Below are 15,562 nucleotides of genomic sequence, written 5' to 3'. Positions count from 1 at the left end.
GCGGGGGAGCCATGACAAGCATGCATGACGATCGCGCTGGCCTTGATGTGCCGGCCTGTGACCGACGATATCTGGCCTTCGACATCGGCGGCACCAAGATCGCGTCCGGCGTGGTGTCGCTGCCGCCCGCCGACTCGCTTGCGACGCCTCTGGTCGAGGACGTGACGGAGATTCCCACGCTCGCTGATCGTGGCGGCGACGACGTGCGTGAACGACTGGTGGAATTTGCCGCCCGACGCTTGGAACAGTGCGTTGAAGCCGGGGTCGACATCGCCGGTGTGGGCATCGGCTCGGCCGGCGTGGTCGACTCCGGGACCGGCGTGATCCTCTCCGCCACCGATCTGATGCCCGGATGGGCCGGCCAGCACATCGCCGCCGCGGTGGGTGAGGCTACGGGATTGCCTGTGCACATGGTCGGCGACGTCGGCGCGCATGGACTCGGCGAGGCGACGTACGGCGCCGGACGCGAATATCCGACCATGCTGTCGGTGGGCGTGGGCACGGGCATCGGCGGCGCCTACGTGGATCACGGGCGGCTGATCACCGGCGCGCACGGCGTGGCCGGGCACGTGGGCCATATGCCGCACGGTCTGGGCGCGGGCATGCGCTGCTCGTGCGGCACGACCTGCGGGCACATCGAACCCGTGGCGTCCGGCACCGGCATCGCCGACCTGTTCGAGTCGCGACGGCCCGACGACGTGCCCCCGGCCACGAACGCCGCCGAAATCTCCCGACGCGCGGCGGCGGGGGAGGCGTACGCGACCGAGATCCTGTCGATGAGCGCGCGGGCCCTCGGCGAATGCCTGGCCGGCATGGGCAGCCTCATCGACCCGGCCGTGATCGTGCTGTCTGGGTCGGTGGTCAACGCCGGCGAGGTGTGGTGGAAGGCGCTGCGCGAGGGATTCGCCGACGGCGCGCTGCCCCGCGTGCGCACCACGCCGCTGCTGCGCGGACAGCTCGGCGGCAATGCGCCGCTGATCGGCGCGGCCGTGGGCTTCGTCACCGCCCAATAACCAACAATCATGCATATGCAAAGGAGCATCATATGAATCCGATCATCGAACAGATCAAGGGCGGACTGGTCGTCAGCTGCCAGGCGTATCCCGGCGAGCCGCTGCGTCACCCCGAGACGATGGCGCAGATGGCCATGGCTGCGGAGATCGGCGGCGCGGTCGCCATCCGTTGCCAGGGGCTGGCCGACATCGCCGCGATCAAGGGGCAGGTGAAGGTGCCGGTCATCGGCATCTGGAAGGAGGGCGACGAAGGCGTGTACATCACGCCCACGCTGCGTCACGCCCGCTGCTGCGCCGCCGCCGGCGCCGACATCGTGGCCATCGATGCCACGCGCAGGCCGCGTCCAGACGGACTGACCTACGCGCAGACCGTGGAGGCATTGCACCGGGACGGCGTGACCGTGATGGCCGACTGCGGCAGCTTCGCCGACGCGCAGCAGGCCGTGGACGCCGGCACCGACATCATCTCCACCACGCTGTCCGGCTACACCGGCGAGCGCGAGAAGACCGACGGGCCGGACTTCGAACTGCTGGAGCAGATGATCGCCGCGTTCCCCGACGTGCCGGTGCTGTGCGAGGGGCGCATCCACACGCCCGACCAGCTGGCCGCGGTGATGGAGCGCGGCGCGTGGGCGGCGGTCGTCGGTACGGCGATCACGCATCCGACCAGCATCACCCGCTGGTTCAAGGCGCGGCTGAACGGCTAAGCGCTGCCGGTAGCGGGGTGGGTGGGTCCTCGGCCCAATCGTGTGATGGTCTTCTTCGTTCGTCGTGCAGTCGGTAGCGGGGTGGGCCCTCCCTCAGTCCGCCCTGCGGGCGGCCAGCTCCCTCCCCAGGAGGGAGCATGAAGGATATGCGCGTGCTTCCCACAGCAGGGGCACGCGCTTTCTTCTTTGTGCTCCCTCCGAGGGAGGGAGCTGTCGGGCGCAGCCCGACTGAGGGAGGGCTCACACCCCAAGAGGAGAGTCCACACCCCAACCACTTCCCGCACAGGCGGCCACCCATCTCACCGTCGAGACATCAGACGTCTTACGACACTCCCAAATTGCGATAAGACATCAGACGTCTTATGATTAAACCCAAGTTCGAGGCACACCGAAGCGTCTCGCACTTTCAAGGAAGTAGGAAATCAAAGGAGAGAACTACGATGTCGTTCTTCAAAAACCGACTGATCAAGGCAACCGCCCTGGTCGTCGCCGGCGCCATGACGCTCAGTCTCGGCGCATGTGGCGGAGGCGGAGACTCCGCCAAGACCGCGGCCACCGGCACCTCCGTGGCCGACACCATCACCGCCCAGGTGGCGTACGCCAGCCGCGACTTCGCCCCGTCCACCACGTCCAGCGCCCTCGCCATGGCCGGCAACTGGCACGTGACCGAGCCGCTCTACGCGCTCAACTACTCGGACTTCTCCGTCTACAACGCCCTGGCCAAGGGCGAGCCGGAGCAGGTGTCCGACACCGAATACGTGGTCACCCTGCGCGACGGCGCCAAGTTCTCCGACGGCACCGCCGTCACCCCCGAGGACGTGGTGAGCTCCTGGAAGCGCACCACCGCCGAAGGCAGCCTCTACGTCTCCATGCTGGACTTCATCCAGAACGTCGAGGCCAAGGGCGACAACCAGGTGACCTTCACACTCAAGCAGGCCTTCCCGATGTTCAAGCAGCGTCTGGCCCTCATCCAGATCGTGCCGACCTCCATGAGCGACGCCGACCTCAAGGCCCAGCCCGTCGGCTCCGGCCCGTGGAGGTACACCGAGATCACCGACCAGCAGGTCAAGTTCGACAAGAACGACACGTACAACGGCGACCACCCGGCCCAGACCAAGCACATGGTGTGGAACGTGGCCGTGGACGACACCTCCCGCGTCACCGCCATGCAGGCCGGCAAGACCGACATCATGGAAATGGTGCCCGCCAACGCGTTCAAGACCCTCGAATCCTCCGGATCCAAGCTCGAGACCGTGCAGGGCTTCAACCAGCCGTTCCTGATGTTCAACACCAAGAAGGCCCCGTTCGACAAGGCCGAGGTCCGTCAGGCCGTGTTCTACGCCATCGACACGCAGAAGCTCATCGACAACCAGATGAACGGCCAGGCCACCGCCGCCACCAGCTTCCTGCCGGAGAACTTCCCCAACTACCACAAGGCCAGCACCGTCTACAAGAAGGACCTGAACAAGGCCAAGAAGCTGCTCAAGGAAGCCGGCGTGAGCGGTGAGCTCAACTTCACCCTGTACACCACCGACCAGTCCTGGATCACCCAGCTGGCCCCGCAGATCAAGAACGATCTGGCCGAGATCGGCATGAACGTGGACATCCAGTCCATGGCCTCCTCCGCCCTCTACCCGAACGTGACCGACAAGGCCGACGCCGACTACTCGATGGTCCTCGCCCCCGGCGACCCGTCCGTGTTCGGCAACGACCCCGACCTGCTCATGAACTGGTGGTACGGCGACAACGCCTGGACCAAGACCCGCACCTTCTGGAAGGACTCCGACGGCTACAACCAGCTCCACGAGCTGATGGACAAGGCCATCTCCGCCACCAGCGAGAAGGAACGCCAGGAGTACTGGAACCAGTGCTTCGACCTGCTCAGCGAGCAGGTGCCGCTCTACCCGCTGTTCCACCGCAAGACAACCACCGCGGTCAAGAAGGGCGTGTTCGAGAAGTTCCAGCCCATCGGATCCACCGGCATCAACCTGGTGGAGGCCAAGCTCAGCAAGTAGCAGACGTCCGGCCCGTGGAACGGATCGCGAACGATTCCACATCCACACAGGCGACCCGATCCGCGGGCCGGGCCCCATCCGAGTCTAAAACCCATCCGATCAACCCGATCAGACGATCACCCCGATGATCGCATGATCATCCGATCGCCGACCGCCCATGACGTCGATCGACGATCACCCAGCCGCATCGGCCACACGTCGAAAGAAGGCGACGAACGGCCGACGCAGCCGATCCGACAGCGAAGGCACGGGAGCCTTCCGACACGGATCATCCATTTTCTTTCCTTTCGCAACGGACCCGGCGACAGCCATGCCGTTTTCCGGAAAACACACACCGGAACGACCCTCGCATGACCGCCGCCGGACATCCAAGCCCGGCCGGAACGCCCGGCCGACCCATTCATGTTCACCATTCGTTGGGAGACACAGACGTGAATAACCTCTTACGACTTCTCGGCAGACGACTGATCGCCCTGCCGTTCATGGCATTCGGAGTGACGCTGCTCGTCTACTTCCTCATGTCGTTCTCGCAGTACGATCCCGCCGTCGCCGCGCTCGGCGAAAACGCCACCCCCGAGGCGCTCGCCGCCTACCGTCACGAAATGGGCTTCGACCGCCCCTGGTGGGAGCAGTTCTTCTCCTACCTCGGCGGCCTGCTGCACGGCGACCTCGGCGTGTACGGCGTCAACAAGGACTCCGTGGGCGCGCGCATCGCCGACGCGTTCCCGATCACGCTGCAGCTGACGTTCATCGGCCTGCTCATCGCCGTGGTCCTCGCTGTGATCTTCGGCGTGCTCGCCGCCCTCTACCGCGACACCTGGGTCGACCAGGCCATCCGCGTCGTGTCCATCATCGCCATCGCCACCCCGTCGTTCTGGCTCGGCGTGCTGCTCATCTACCTGTTGCAGATCCAGCTGTCCTGGCTGCCCGGCGCCGGCGAACTGCCCGCGTTCACGCAGGATCCGACCGGCTACCTCGCCCGCATGGCCATGCCCAGCTTCGCGCTCGGCCTGCCCGTCGCCGGCTCGCTGACCCGCATCATCCGCACGTCCATGGTCGAGGAGCTCGACAAGGACTACGTGCGCACCGCCATCGGCGCCGGCGTGCCCAAGCGCGTGGTCGTGGCCCGCAACGTGTTCCGCAACGCGCTGATCACCCCGGTCACCGTGCTCGGCATGAAGATCGGCTACCTCATGGGCGGCGCCATCGTCATCGAGGTCATCTTCTCCCTGCCCGGCATGGGCACGGCCATGTTCGACGGCATCAACAACAACCAGCCGATGCTGGTACAGGGCGTGGTGCTCGTCGTGGCGCTCGCGTTCATGGTGGTCAACGTGATCGTCGACCTGCTGTACGTGCTCATCAACCCGCGAATCAGGACGGTGTGACATGTTCGGAAGCAACAACGCAACCAAGGAATTCAGCAAACCCGGAACCAAGGTGAAGGTGCGCCGCTGGTCGAGCATGACCATCGGCACCCGCATCTCCGTGATCGTGATCGCCGTGCTGGCCCTGGCCGCCATCCTCGCGCCCGTCGTCACCCCGCACGATCCCACCGAGATCACCATGAGCTACGATTCGCCGAGCGGCGACCACTGGTTCGGCACCGACAACCTCGGCCGTGACGTGTTCTCCCGCGTGATCTACGGCGCCCGCTACTCGCTGGTCATCGGCCTGACGTCGATCGCGTTCGCCCTCGTCGTGGGCGCGATCATCGGCGCGATCGCCGCTGTCTCGCGCACGTGGATCTCCGAGATCATCATGCGACTGATCGACGTGGTCATGTCCGTGCCGACGATCGCCCTGGCCGCCGTGTTCGTGTCGATCCTCGGCCAGTCCATGATCGGCATCATCATCTCCATCGGCGTGCTCTACGTGCCGCAGATCGCACGAATCGTGCGAGCGAACATCATCAGCGAATACGGCAAGGACTACGTGCGCGCCGTGATCGTCTCCGGTGCACGCGCCCCGTGGATCCTGTTCAAGCACGTGACGCGCAACATCGCCGCCCCCGTCATGGTGTTCACCACGCTGTCGGTGGCCGACGCGATCGTGTTCGAGGCCTCGCTGAGCTTCATCAACGCCGGCATCCCCGAGCCCACGCCCACGTGGGGCAACATCCTGTCGTCCGCCAAGGCCGGCGTGCTGTACGGCTACTGGTGGCAGGCCATGTTCCCCGGCCTGGCGATCATGATCACCGTGCTGTGCCTCAACATCCTGTCCGAAGGCATCACCGACGCTATGGTGGCCGCCCCGACCGCGCCGATCAGGCAGACCGCCGACGAGGCCGAGCTCAAGCGCAAGGAAGACCAGCTGCTCATCGACCCGGTGGCCGCCTACAAGGCCCAGCACGACAGCCTGGAGCTGCGACTCGCCCAGCTGCGCGAGGCCGAGCTTAAGCGCAAGGACCGCTTCATCCCGCTCTCGCAGGAGAAGCCCGTCATCGAGGTCAAGGACCTGTGCATCAAGTTCCCGCGCCACGGCGACGTGAACGTGGTGGACCACCTGTCGTTCTCCGTACGCCCCGGCGAGACCATGGGCCTGGTCGGCGAGTCCGGCTGCGGCAAGTCCATCACCTCGCTGGCCATCATGGGACTGCTGGACCCCAAGGCCCAGATCAGCGGCGAGATCCTGTTCGACGGCAAGAACCTCGTGGGCATGGACCCCAAGGAGCACAACGCCCTGCGCGGCCACGAGATCGCCATGGTCTACCAGGACGCGCTCTCCAGCCTCAACCCGTCCATGCTCATCAAGGCGCAGATGAAGCAGCTCACCTCCCGCGGCGGCACCCGCAGCGCCGAGGAACTGCTCGAACTCGTGGGTCTGGACCCCAAGCGCACGCTGGAATCCTACCCGCACGAGCTTTCCGGCGGCCAGCGCCAGCGCGTGCTCATCGCCATGGCCCTGACCCGCGACCCGAAGCTCATCATCGCCGACGAGCCCACCACCGCACTCGACGTGACCGTGCAGAAGCAGGTGATCGACCTGCTCAACGAGCTGCGTGAGAAGCTCGGCTTCGCCATGATCTTCGTCTCGCACGACCTGGCGCTCGTGGCCAAGGTGGCCCACTCCGTCACCGTGATGTACGCCGGCCAGGTGGTCGAGCAGGCCTCCATCAAGGAGATCCTCACCGACCCCCGCCACGAGTACACGCGCGGCCTGCTCGGATCCGTCACCTCCATCGAGGCCGGACAGGGACGCCTCCACCAGGTGCCCGGCACCGTGCCGAGCCCCGCCGACTTCCCCAAGGGCAACCGCTTCGCACCGCGCTCCTCGCGCCCCGACCACGGTCTCAACGAGAAGCCCGTGATGAAGGTCGTGCCCGGCACCCAGCACTACGTGGCATGCCAGCCCGACGATCCCGAGCCGGAGCCGGCACCCGACTTCACCTACGACTGGTTCGCGCCAACCCCCGAAGTGGCGGCCCGTGAGGCGGCCGAGGCGCTGAAAGGAGCACAGCGATGAGCGAGACGAACAGCAAGCGCATCGACGGCAGGCATGCCGGTGACAAGGCCACGCCCATCATCGAGCTCAAGGACATCGAGGTCGTGTTCACCACCCGTGCCGGCTCGCTCTTCCACCCCAAGAAGATTACCGCCGTCAACAAGGTGAACCTCAGGCTCATGCCCGGCCGCACGATCGGCATCGTGGGCGAGTCCGGCTGCGGCAAGTCCACCACCGCGAACGTGATGTGCGGACTGCAGAGCGTGACCGGCGGCAAGGTGTTCTTCAAGGGCCAGGACGTCACCCGACGCACCGCCAAGGAGCGCATGGACATCGGCCGTGTGGTCTCCGTGGTCTTCCAGGACCCGGCCACCGCGCTCAACGCCCGCATGAGCGTGCAGGACCAGCTCATGGACCCGCTGATCGTGCACAGCCTCGGCGACGATGCGGCCCGCCGCAAGCGCGCCTACGAGCTGATCGACATGGTGGGCCTGCCCAAGTCCGCGCTCAACGCCCTGCCCGGACAGCTCTCCGGCGGCCAGCGCCAGCGCGTGGCCATCGCCCGCGCCCTGTCGCTCAACCCGGACGCGATCATCGCCGACGAGCCCACCTCCGCACTCGACGTGTCGGTGCGCGCGCAGATCCTCAACCTGCTGAGCGACCTCAAGAAGTCGCTCGGACTATCGATGGTGTTCATCAGCCACGACATCCAGACCGTGCGATACGTGTCCGACGAGATCGTGGTGATGAACCACGGCACCATCGTCGAACACGGCGAGGCGCACGACGTGCTCACCAACCCGCAGGATCCGTACACGCAGATGCTGCTCGGTGCCGCGCCGTCGCTGCTGCACCCCACTCCGGACGAGTGCATCTGAGCCGATCGGGCTCCGCCATTCCCATCCACACCATTCCCATCCACCTTTCCACCAAATACACACCAAAAGGAAACCAACCATCATGACCACCACATTCCGCGGCGTCATCCCGCCCGTCGTCACCCCGCTCACCGCCGAGCGCGAACTCGACCGTGCCAGCTTCAAGCGTTCGATCGACCGACTGATCGACGCCGGCGTCAACGGTCTGTTCTTCCTCGGTTCCTCCGGCGAGGTCGCGTTCAGCACCGACGAACGCCGTCGCGAGATCATCGAAGCCGCCATCGAGTTCGTGGCCGGACGCGTGCCCGTGCTCGTCGGCTGCATCGACACCGAGACCGACCGCGTGATCGAACACGCCAAGGTCGCCAAGGAACTGGGCGCCGACGCCATCGTCGCCACCGCGCCGTTCTACGCGCTCGGCGGCCTGCCGGAGATCGAGAACCACTTCCGTCTGATCCACGAGGCCGTGGACCTGCCGCTGTTCGCCTACGACATCCCCGTGTGCGTACACGTCAAGCTGCCCGGCGACCTGCTCGTGCGCCTCGGCCTCGACGGCGTGCTCGCCGGTGTGAAGGACTCGTCGAACGACGACGTGGCCTTCCGCTTCCTCGTGGATGACAACAACAAGGCCGGCCACCCGCTCACCCTGCTCACCGGACAGGAGGTCGTGGTCGACGGCGCGTACATGGCCGGCGCCGACGGCAGCGTGCCGGGCCTGGGCAACGTGGAATGCACCGGATACGTGCGCATGTGGCAGGCCTGCGAGGCCGGCGACTGGGCCACCGTGCGCGCCGAACAGGACAAGCTCGCCGCGCTCATGCGCATCGTCACCGTCACGTCCGGCGTCTCCGGATTCGGTGCCGGCGTGGGCGCGTTCAAGACCGCCATGGCACTGCTCGGCGTGTTCGACACCAACCAGATGCCCAACCCGGTGCAGGCGCTGCAGGGCGAGAACGTGGAAGCCGTGGCCGCCGTGCTGCGCGAATGCGGACTCGAACCCGTGCGCACCCCCGAGGAAGTCACCAACTCCACCCACTGATCCTCGAAAGAACCCGCGAAAGGAACACCCATGGCGGAAGTCATCATCGTCAAGAACCAGGATGAAGCCGGCGCGCTGTACGCCAAGTCCGTGGCCGATCTCATCGAACGCAAGCCGTTCGCCGTGCTCGGTCTGGCCACCGGATCCACGCCGCTGGTCGCCTACGAGCATCTGGCGCTCGAAGTGCGCGACCGCGGTCTCGACGTCTCCCACGTGCGCGGATTCGCGCTCGACGAGTACGCCGGACTGCCGGTCGAACACCCCGAATCCTACCGCAGCGTGATCACGCGCACCGTGGTGGAGCCGCTCGGCCTCGACCCGAAGCACGTGCACGTGCCCAACGGCGCGCTCGAGACCATCGCCACCGCCGGCGCCGACTACGATCGCGCCATCGAGGAGGCCGGCGGCATCGACGTGCAGATCCTCGGCGTGGGCACCGACGGCCACATCGGCTTCAACGAGCCCGGCAGTTCGCTGGCGTCCGGCACGCGCATCAAGACGCTCACCCAGCAGACGCGCGTCGACAACGCCCGCTTCTTCGACGGCGACATGAACCAGGTGCCCACGCACTGCATCACGCAGGGCATCGGCACGATCATGAAGGCCCGTCATCTGGTGCTGCTCGCGTTCGGCGAGAACAAGGCCGACGCCGTGGCCGCCAGCGTGGAGGGCGGCGTCTCCGCCATGTGCCCGGCGTCCGCGCTGCAGCTGCACCCGCACGCCACGTTCATCGTGGACGAGGCCGCGGCCAGCAAGCTCAAGCTTGCCGACTACTACCGCTGGGTCTACGAGAACAAGCCCGCCTGGCAGGGCATCTGACCGGTCGGGGAGTGGTCACGCGAAGCCTGCCATAGCCGTGTGACTCCCCTCGACCGCATACCGGAGGCGGACTGGATTTTCCCGGCCCGCCTCCGTCGTCCATGCTGTCATCCACGTCGTTTTCCGCCCCCATTGCCGAGCGCCCCCGTCGAAGCCCACCATCCAACGTCGCATGGTTCCGCTTTCGGGCGTTAAAGCGGTTCGATGTGAACGCTGTGTTATGAAATGAACACCTGTGGTTGTCGTTGACGATGTCCCGGTGCAGTTTGGAGGGGCACGACTCCAATTACGTAGTCGAATTGTGAACCATCTGTTCATGACGACGCTGATGTGACCGCACACGTTCTGGAAAGGAACACAGATGTCATCCACGCCTTCGGCCAGCGATTTCGTGGCCGCCGTACCATCGTTGTCCTACCTGGACCGTTCGCCGATCGACACGGACGCCCCTCAGCAGCCCAGCCGCTGCGACATCACCATGGACGCGATCAAGTCGTACATCATCAATCACAAGCTCGTGCCGGGCGACAGCCTTCCCACCGAAACCGAACTGTGCCAGGCCGTCAAGGCGTCACGATCCTCCGTACGCGAAGCCGTGCGCAAGCTCGAGGCACTGCACATCGTCAAGGTGGTGCACGGCCGAGGCACGTTCGTGGGCGACCTGTCGCTGGAACCACTCGTCGAGACGCTGGCCTTCCGCGCCATGGTCAAGGCCACCAGCAAACAGGACTTCAGCGAACTGCGCAACGTGGTGCAGGTCCGCCGTTCGCTCGACAAGGGAGTGGCCGAACCGATCGTGGCCGCACTGAAAGGCACCGATCAGCCCGAACTCATGGAGATCACCGACCGCATGATCGAGCGCGCCGACCATGGCGACAGCTTCCTTGACGAGGACATCGCCTTCCACTCCCGACTGCTCGCCTACGCGGACAACATCGTGCTCACCCAGCTGTCCGACAGCCTGTGGATGGTGCACATGGCAGTGCTGCCCAGCCTCGGACTGCAGGTGTCCGCCCAGCTCAAGGACAGCGCCGAAGCGCATCGAGCGATGCTGAACGCCGCGCTCGCCGGTGACGCCGATGCCTACCGACGGGCCGTGGACGACCACTACCGTCCCATCGACGCCATCCTCGCCGACGCACTCGATCGTTAGATAGCCATACATAAGAGCTACATACACAAAAGCTCCCCTACATAAGAGAGCTGTATATACAAAGGCTCCCCTCTCTGAGGGGAGCTGTCAGACGAATGTCTGACTGAGGGGAGCGTGCGCCCGAACGGTGTCCGGTCAATACTCCCCTCAGTCCGCTTCGCGGACAGCTCCCCTCAGCGAGGGGAGCCTTTGCGTTTGAGACTTAGGACTATTCCTTCGCCTCGGCCTCCTTGACCACGGTCTCGGCCTTGGCCTCGGCGTCGCCGGAAACGGTCGCCGCGGCCTCGCCCTGCTGCTTGGCCACGGCCTCATTGATGGCCTTGCGGGCCTTCTTCTGCGCCTCCTGACCGAGCTTGGAGTTCTTGCGGCTGAAGCCGAAGTACACGGCCAGGCCGATGGCCATCCAGATGGCGAATCGCAGCCAGGTCTCCCAGTTCAGGCCGGCGATGAACACCAGACAGAAGATGATCGACAGGATCGGGGTGAACGGCACGCCCGGCGCCTTGAATCCACGGTGTGCGTTCGGCTGGGTCTTGCGCATCCACAGCACGCCGGCCGACACGATCATGAACGCGGACAGCGTACCGATGTTCACCAGCTCGAACAGGATGTTGATGTTGATGAAGCCGCCGGCGATGGCGGTGAGAATGCCGAAGAACCACGTGCCCTTAAACGGGGTCAGATACTTCTTGTGCACCTCTCCGAACAGCTTGGGGAACAGGCCGTCGCGGGCCATGGCGTAGCAGATGCGGGACTGGCCGTACAGCTGCACGAGCATCACTGTGGTCATGCCCACGAGCGCACCGATGTTCACGATCACGGCCAGCCAGTTCAGACCGGTCGCCAGAATCACGCCGGCCACCGGCGCGTCGATGAACTTCGCGAACTCCTTGTAGGGCACCACGCCGGTCATCACCAGCGTCATGATGATGTAGATCACCGTGGAGACGGCCAGCGACAGCAGGATGCCGCGCGGCAGCGTCTTGTTCGGATTCACGGTCTCCTCGGCGGAGGAGGACACGGCGTCGAATCCGATGAAGCTGAAGAACACGATCGACGCGGCCGGGATGATGCCGTACGGCTGCGTCGAACCGGGCTGGAATGTGTAGATGCCGTACGGGGAGAACGGCTTCCAGTTCGCCGGGTTCACGTACCAGACGGTGCAGATGACGAACAGCACGATGATGGCGAGCTTGATCATCACCATGATGTCGTTGGCGCGCTTGGTCTGGTTGATGCCGATCGACAGCACCCACGTGATGATCAGCACGATCACGAAGCCCGGCAGGTTGAAGTATGTGGTCACGCCCGGCGTGGTGCCGTACGCGGCGGTCAACTCAACGGGCAGATGCAGGCCGAATCCCTCGAGCAGCTTATTAAAGTAGCCCGCCCAGCCGGCCGACACCGTGGCCGCCTGCAACGCGTATTCGAGGATCAGGTTCCATCCGATGACGAACGCCACAAGTTCGCCGAACGCCAGATAGGCGTAGGAGTATGCGGAACCGGAGACGGGGGCCATGGACGCGAACTCCGCGTAGCACAGACCGGCGAAGCCGCAGCAGATGGCGGCCAGCAGGAACGACACCGCCAGCGCCGGGCCGGCGGTGAGCGCGCCCTTGCCGGTGAGGACGAAGATGCCGGTGCCGATGATCGCACCGATGCCCAGCATCGTCAGGTCGAAGGTTTTCATCGTACGTTTCAACGGGGTGGACTCGGCGACGATGCTCGCCACGTCCTTTTTGCGCAGAAGGCTGCTGCTCATGATTCCCTCTCGTATTCGACAATTCACAATTACGAAACTCTCACATCATACGGGGAGAACATGAGTGTTTATGTTTCGGAAGGCTGAAAACAGAGAAAAATCCCAAATTATAGGACGAAAAACGCCGATCTTCACCATAACGACACGCCAAAGTCCATTTATAGCGTGTTCAAAATTCCCTGTGTGATCAAGTCCCGTGGCTCCCCTCTCCGAGGGGAGCTGTCGGACGGATGTCCGACTGAGGGGAGCCGCGCGTAGACATGCGTGGATAGTATGGAAGCGACTTCCGGAGTCGATTCGGGGGATCGACATCGGAAACGCAGACGAGGAGGAACCCATGGGATTGCTGGACATATTCTCGCGCGGCAAGCAGATTGACACGCGCGTACGATCGCTGTCGTTCGTACTGAACGACGCCCGCGCCACATACGAGGACGGTCGTGTCGGCCTCGAACCGACCACACTGACCATCACCGAAAAACGCGTGGCCGTGATCGGACTCAACGGAGCCGGCAAATCCACGCTGCTCAAACTCATCGACGGCGCGATGGCATCCTCGTCCGGCACCGTCAGCGTCGTCCGCCACGTGCTCGACGACGACGGCAACCCCGAACCCGGGCAGGACACCGCCTACGATCCCTCGCGCAAATCCGACGCCAAGGCACTCAAGGATCTGATCGGCATCGTACGTCGCGAGGAGATCCCCAACAGCTACTACATGGCGGAGAACATCTCGGACGCCGTGGCCGCACCACTCAAGAAACGCAAGCTGCCCGAAGCCTACTGCAACGAAACCATCGGCATGCTGTTCGCCCACTTCGGACTGACCGCCTACGCCCGGCAGAAGGCCGACGCACTCGACAGCGAAAAGCGCCACCTGCTCGCCATCGTCAGCGCGCTCGCCATCAACCCGGCCGCCATCGTGGCCGACGAGCCGACCAAGGGACTCGACGAACACGCCACCCGCAACGTGGCACGCGCCCTGTTCGGCTACGACAAGCAGGTCGTGTTCGCCACGCACGACCTGAGTCTGGTGACCGACCCCATCTACGCGATCGACCGCGTGCTGCTGCTCGACGACCACCGCGTGGTCTTCGACGGTGCGCCCGCCGACGCCGCCGACCACTACAACGACCTGATCCGCAAACGCTACGAGGCAATGAAGGCGGGAAAGTAGACCGCCCTCTTCGTGCTCCCTCCAAGGGAGGGAGCTGTCCGCCGCAGGCGGACTGAGGGAGGGAAGCAAAACCCACCACCTAAACCACGCCAACCCCCACACCCTCCACCTTCGAATGTCAAGAAAATCGAAGGAAAATGACACACGTTGCCCGTCCGTCGCATAGCCGGGCCACAATAGGGCACATGACATTGAGTGCAGCGCCCGAATGGGCTTTCTCATCGGAAACCGGACGAAACAACTATGCGCGGGCATGCGAACAGTACCCGGCGCAGTGCATCGTCGATCTCAAGGCATTGCGTGACAACATGCGCCACCTGGTCGACGTGGTCGGCGGGCCGGAATCCAAGACCGCGGTGATGGGCGTGGTCAAGGCTGACGCCTACGGACACGGACTGATCCCCGCCGCGCTCGCCGCGCTCGCCGGTGGCGCCACATGGCTCGGCACCGCGCAGTCGCACGAGGCGCTGCTGCTGCGCAAGGCGGGCATCGGGCCGGACCGCTGCCACATTCTCACGTGGGTGTACAACGGTCGCAACGTGCCGTTCGGCGAGCTCATCGAAAACGACATCGACATCTCCATCGGCTCCATGGCCGGCATCGAAGCCGCCGCCGAGGCTGCGCGCAAGGTGGGCAGGACCGCGCGTGTGCACGTGAAGGTCGACTCCGGATTCGGCCGCAACGGCTTCACCGAGGAGACGTTCGACGCGGCGCTCAAGCGCTTCGTGGAGCTCGCGCACGAGGGCGTGTTCCACATCGTCGGCCAGTGGAGCCACCTCGCCGTGGCCGACTCGCCCGACGTGCCCGAATTCGTGGCGTCCACCGACCGTCAGATCGAGCACTTCAACGCGTTCACCGCGCGCATGGAGAAGGCCGGCATCGCGCCCGAGATCCGTCACCTCGCCAACACGGCGGCCACGCTCGACCGTCCCGAGATCCACTTCGAACTCACCCGTCCGGGCATCGGCCTGTACGGCTACGAGCCCGACCCGGCCATGGGCACCCCCTCCACGTGGGATCTCAAGCCCGCCATGACGCTGCAGGCGCAGCTCGGCACCGTCAAGCACGTGGAGGCCGGCCACGGCATCTCCTACGGCCGCACCTACCTGACCCCCGACGACACGTCCACCGCGATCGTGCCGATCGGCTACGCGGACGGCATCCACCGCTCCGCCTCCGGATTCGACATGCAGGGCGCCAAGCACGTGCAGAAGGACGGCGGTCCGGTGCGCGTGATGACGAACGAGGGTCCCAAGGTCTACCACGTGTCCGGCCGCGTGTGCATGGACCAGTTCATGATCGACCTGCACGGCAAGTGCGAGGAGCTCAACGTGCACGAGGGTGACACCGTGGTGCTGTTCGGCCCCGGCCGCGGCGAGGACCACGCCGAGCCGACCGCCGACGATTGGGCGCGCGCCGCCGGCACGATCAGCTACGAGATCTTCACCTGCCTGCGCAACCGCATCCCGCGCCTGTACCTGCACGCGGCCGAAGTGCTGCCGCCCGAGGATCTGGCCAAGCTCGACCCGGCGTCGCTGCTGTAGGGCTCGACGGC

Annotated in this window: 12 protein-coding genes; 11 read left to right on the top strand and 1 reads right to left on the bottom strand. The window is 65.1% G+C overall.

Annotation, left to right across the window (positions count from 1 at the left end; translation table 11 throughout):
• The first annotated feature begins 11 nt into the window (after positions 1-11).
• From D2E23_RS10405 to D2E23_RS10365, 9 genes are all read left to right on the top strand, one after another.
• Positions 12-1,013 (top strand): ROK family protein, encoded by a 1,002-nt coding sequence (locus tag D2E23_RS10405; RefSeq protein ID WP_241227282.1) that lies wholly within the window; start codon positions 12-14, stop codon positions 1,011-1,013.
• Between the two features lie 32 nt (positions 1,014-1,045).
• Positions 1,046-1,720 carry an N-acetylmannosamine-6-phosphate 2-epimerase gene (locus tag D2E23_RS10400; protein ID WP_093959918.1) on the top strand — a complete coding sequence of 225 codons (675 nt, stop codon included), beginning with the start codon at positions 1,046-1,048 and terminating at the stop codon, positions 1,718-1,720.
• 440 nt (positions 1,721-2,160) lie between these two features.
• Entirely contained in the window at positions 2,161-3,735 is a 1,575-nt protein-coding gene (locus D2E23_RS10395; RefSeq protein WP_126030840.1) for an ABC transporter substrate-binding protein, read from the top strand.
• Positions 3,736-4,166: 431 nt separating this feature from the next.
• Complete coding sequence (locus D2E23_RS10390; RefSeq protein WP_093959920.1) at positions 4,167-5,123, top strand: ABC transporter permease; 957 nt, start codon at positions 4,167-4,169, stop codon at positions 5,121-5,123.
• A gap of 1 nt (position 5,124) precedes the next feature.
• Entirely contained in the window at positions 5,125-7,200 is a 2,076-nt protein-coding gene (locus D2E23_RS10385) for a dipeptide/oligopeptide/nickel ABC transporter permease/ATP-binding protein (RefSeq protein ID WP_126030839.1), read from the top strand.
• Positions 7,197-8,057 (top strand): ABC transporter ATP-binding protein, encoded by an 861-nt coding sequence (locus D2E23_RS10380; RefSeq protein WP_126030838.1) that lies wholly within the window; start codon positions 7,197-7,199, stop codon positions 8,055-8,057. The genes D2E23_RS10385 and D2E23_RS10380 overlap by 4 nt, the downstream gene beginning before the upstream one ends.
• 82 nt (positions 8,058-8,139) lie before the next feature.
• Positions 8,140-9,096: a dihydrodipicolinate synthase family protein gene (locus D2E23_RS10375; RefSeq protein WP_126030837.1), complete on the top strand. Its 957-nt coding sequence runs from the start codon at positions 8,140-8,142 to the stop codon at positions 9,094-9,096.
• Between the two features lie 30 nt (positions 9,097-9,126).
• Positions 9,127-9,915, top strand: coding sequence for a glucosamine-6-phosphate deaminase (gene nagB, locus D2E23_RS10370; RefSeq protein WP_126030836.1), 789 nt, complete (start codon positions 9,127-9,129; stop codon positions 9,913-9,915).
• A gap of 361 nt (positions 9,916-10,276) precedes the next feature.
• Positions 10,277-11,068, top strand: a complete 792-nt coding sequence (locus tag D2E23_RS10365; protein WP_126030835.1) for a FadR/GntR family transcriptional regulator — start codon at positions 10,277-10,279, stop codon at positions 11,066-11,068.
• Positions 11,069-11,276: 208 nt separating this feature from the next.
• On the opposite strand, the gene D2E23_RS10360 is transcribed toward D2E23_RS10365, so the two are convergent.
• Positions 11,277-12,830 carry an APC family permease gene (locus D2E23_RS10360; RefSeq protein ID WP_126030834.1) on the bottom strand — a complete coding sequence of 518 codons (1,554 nt, stop codon included), beginning with the start codon at positions 12,828-12,830 and terminating at the stop codon, positions 11,277-11,279.
• A 337-nt stretch (positions 12,831-13,167) separates the two neighbouring features.
• On the opposite strand from D2E23_RS10360, the gene D2E23_RS10355 reads away from it, so the two are divergent.
• Both D2E23_RS10355 and alr read left to right on the top strand, forming a co-directional pair.
• On the top strand, positions 13,168-14,007 hold the full coding sequence (locus D2E23_RS10355; protein ID WP_126030833.1) for an ATP-binding cassette domain-containing protein: 840 nt from the start codon (positions 13,168-13,170) through the stop codon (positions 14,005-14,007).
• Positions 14,008-14,192: 185 nt separating this feature from the next.
• Positions 14,193-15,551 carry an alanine racemase gene (gene alr, locus D2E23_RS10350; protein ID WP_126030832.1) on the top strand — a complete coding sequence of 453 codons (1,359 nt, stop codon included), beginning with the start codon at positions 14,193-14,195 and terminating at the stop codon, positions 15,549-15,551.
• Positions 15,552-15,562 lie beyond the last annotated feature (11 nt).

This window comes from Bifidobacterium callimiconis, from assembly GCF_003952005.1.
In the GTDB taxonomy this organism is placed as follows: Bacteria; Actinomycetota; Actinomycetes; order Actinomycetales; family Bifidobacteriaceae; genus Galliscardovia; species Galliscardovia callimiconis.
Note: the sequence above shows the minus strand (reverse complement) of the source record. Positions and strands in the feature narration are given on the sequence as shown.

Coding starts and splice junctions, on each gene's coding strand:
- D2E23_RS10405 (WP_241227282.1), top strand. CDS start 12: ATGACAAGCATGCATGACGATCGCGCTGGCCTTGATGTGCCGGCCTGT.
- D2E23_RS10400 (WP_093959918.1), top strand. CDS start 1,046: ATGAATCCGATCATCGAACAGATCAAGGGCGGACTGGTCGTCAGCTGC.
- D2E23_RS10395 (WP_126030840.1), top strand. CDS start 2,161: ATGTCGTTCTTCAAAAACCGACTGATCAAGGCAACCGCCCTGGTCGTC.
- D2E23_RS10385 (WP_126030839.1), top strand. CDS start 5,125: ATGTTCGGAAGCAACAACGCAACCAAGGAATTCAGCAAACCCGGAACC.
- D2E23_RS10380 (WP_126030838.1), top strand. CDS start 7,197: ATGAGCGAGACGAACAGCAAGCGCATCGACGGCAGGCATGCCGGTGAC.
- D2E23_RS10375 (WP_126030837.1), top strand. CDS start 8,140: ATGACCACCACATTCCGCGGCGTCATCCCGCCCGTCGTCACCCCGCTC.
- nagB (WP_126030836.1), top strand. CDS start 9,127: ATGGCGGAAGTCATCATCGTCAAGAACCAGGATGAAGCCGGCGCGCTG.
- D2E23_RS10365 (WP_126030835.1), top strand. CDS start 10,277: ATGTCATCCACGCCTTCGGCCAGCGATTTCGTGGCCGCCGTACCATCG.
- D2E23_RS10360 (WP_126030834.1), bottom strand. CDS start 12,830: ATGAGCAGCAGCCTTCTGCGCAAAAAGGACGTGGCGAGCATCGTCGCC.
- D2E23_RS10355 (WP_126030833.1), top strand. CDS start 13,168: ATGGGATTGCTGGACATATTCTCGCGCGGCAAGCAGATTGACACGCGC.
- alr (WP_126030832.1), top strand. CDS start 14,193: ATGACATTGAGTGCAGCGCCCGAATGGGCTTTCTCATCGGAAACCGGA.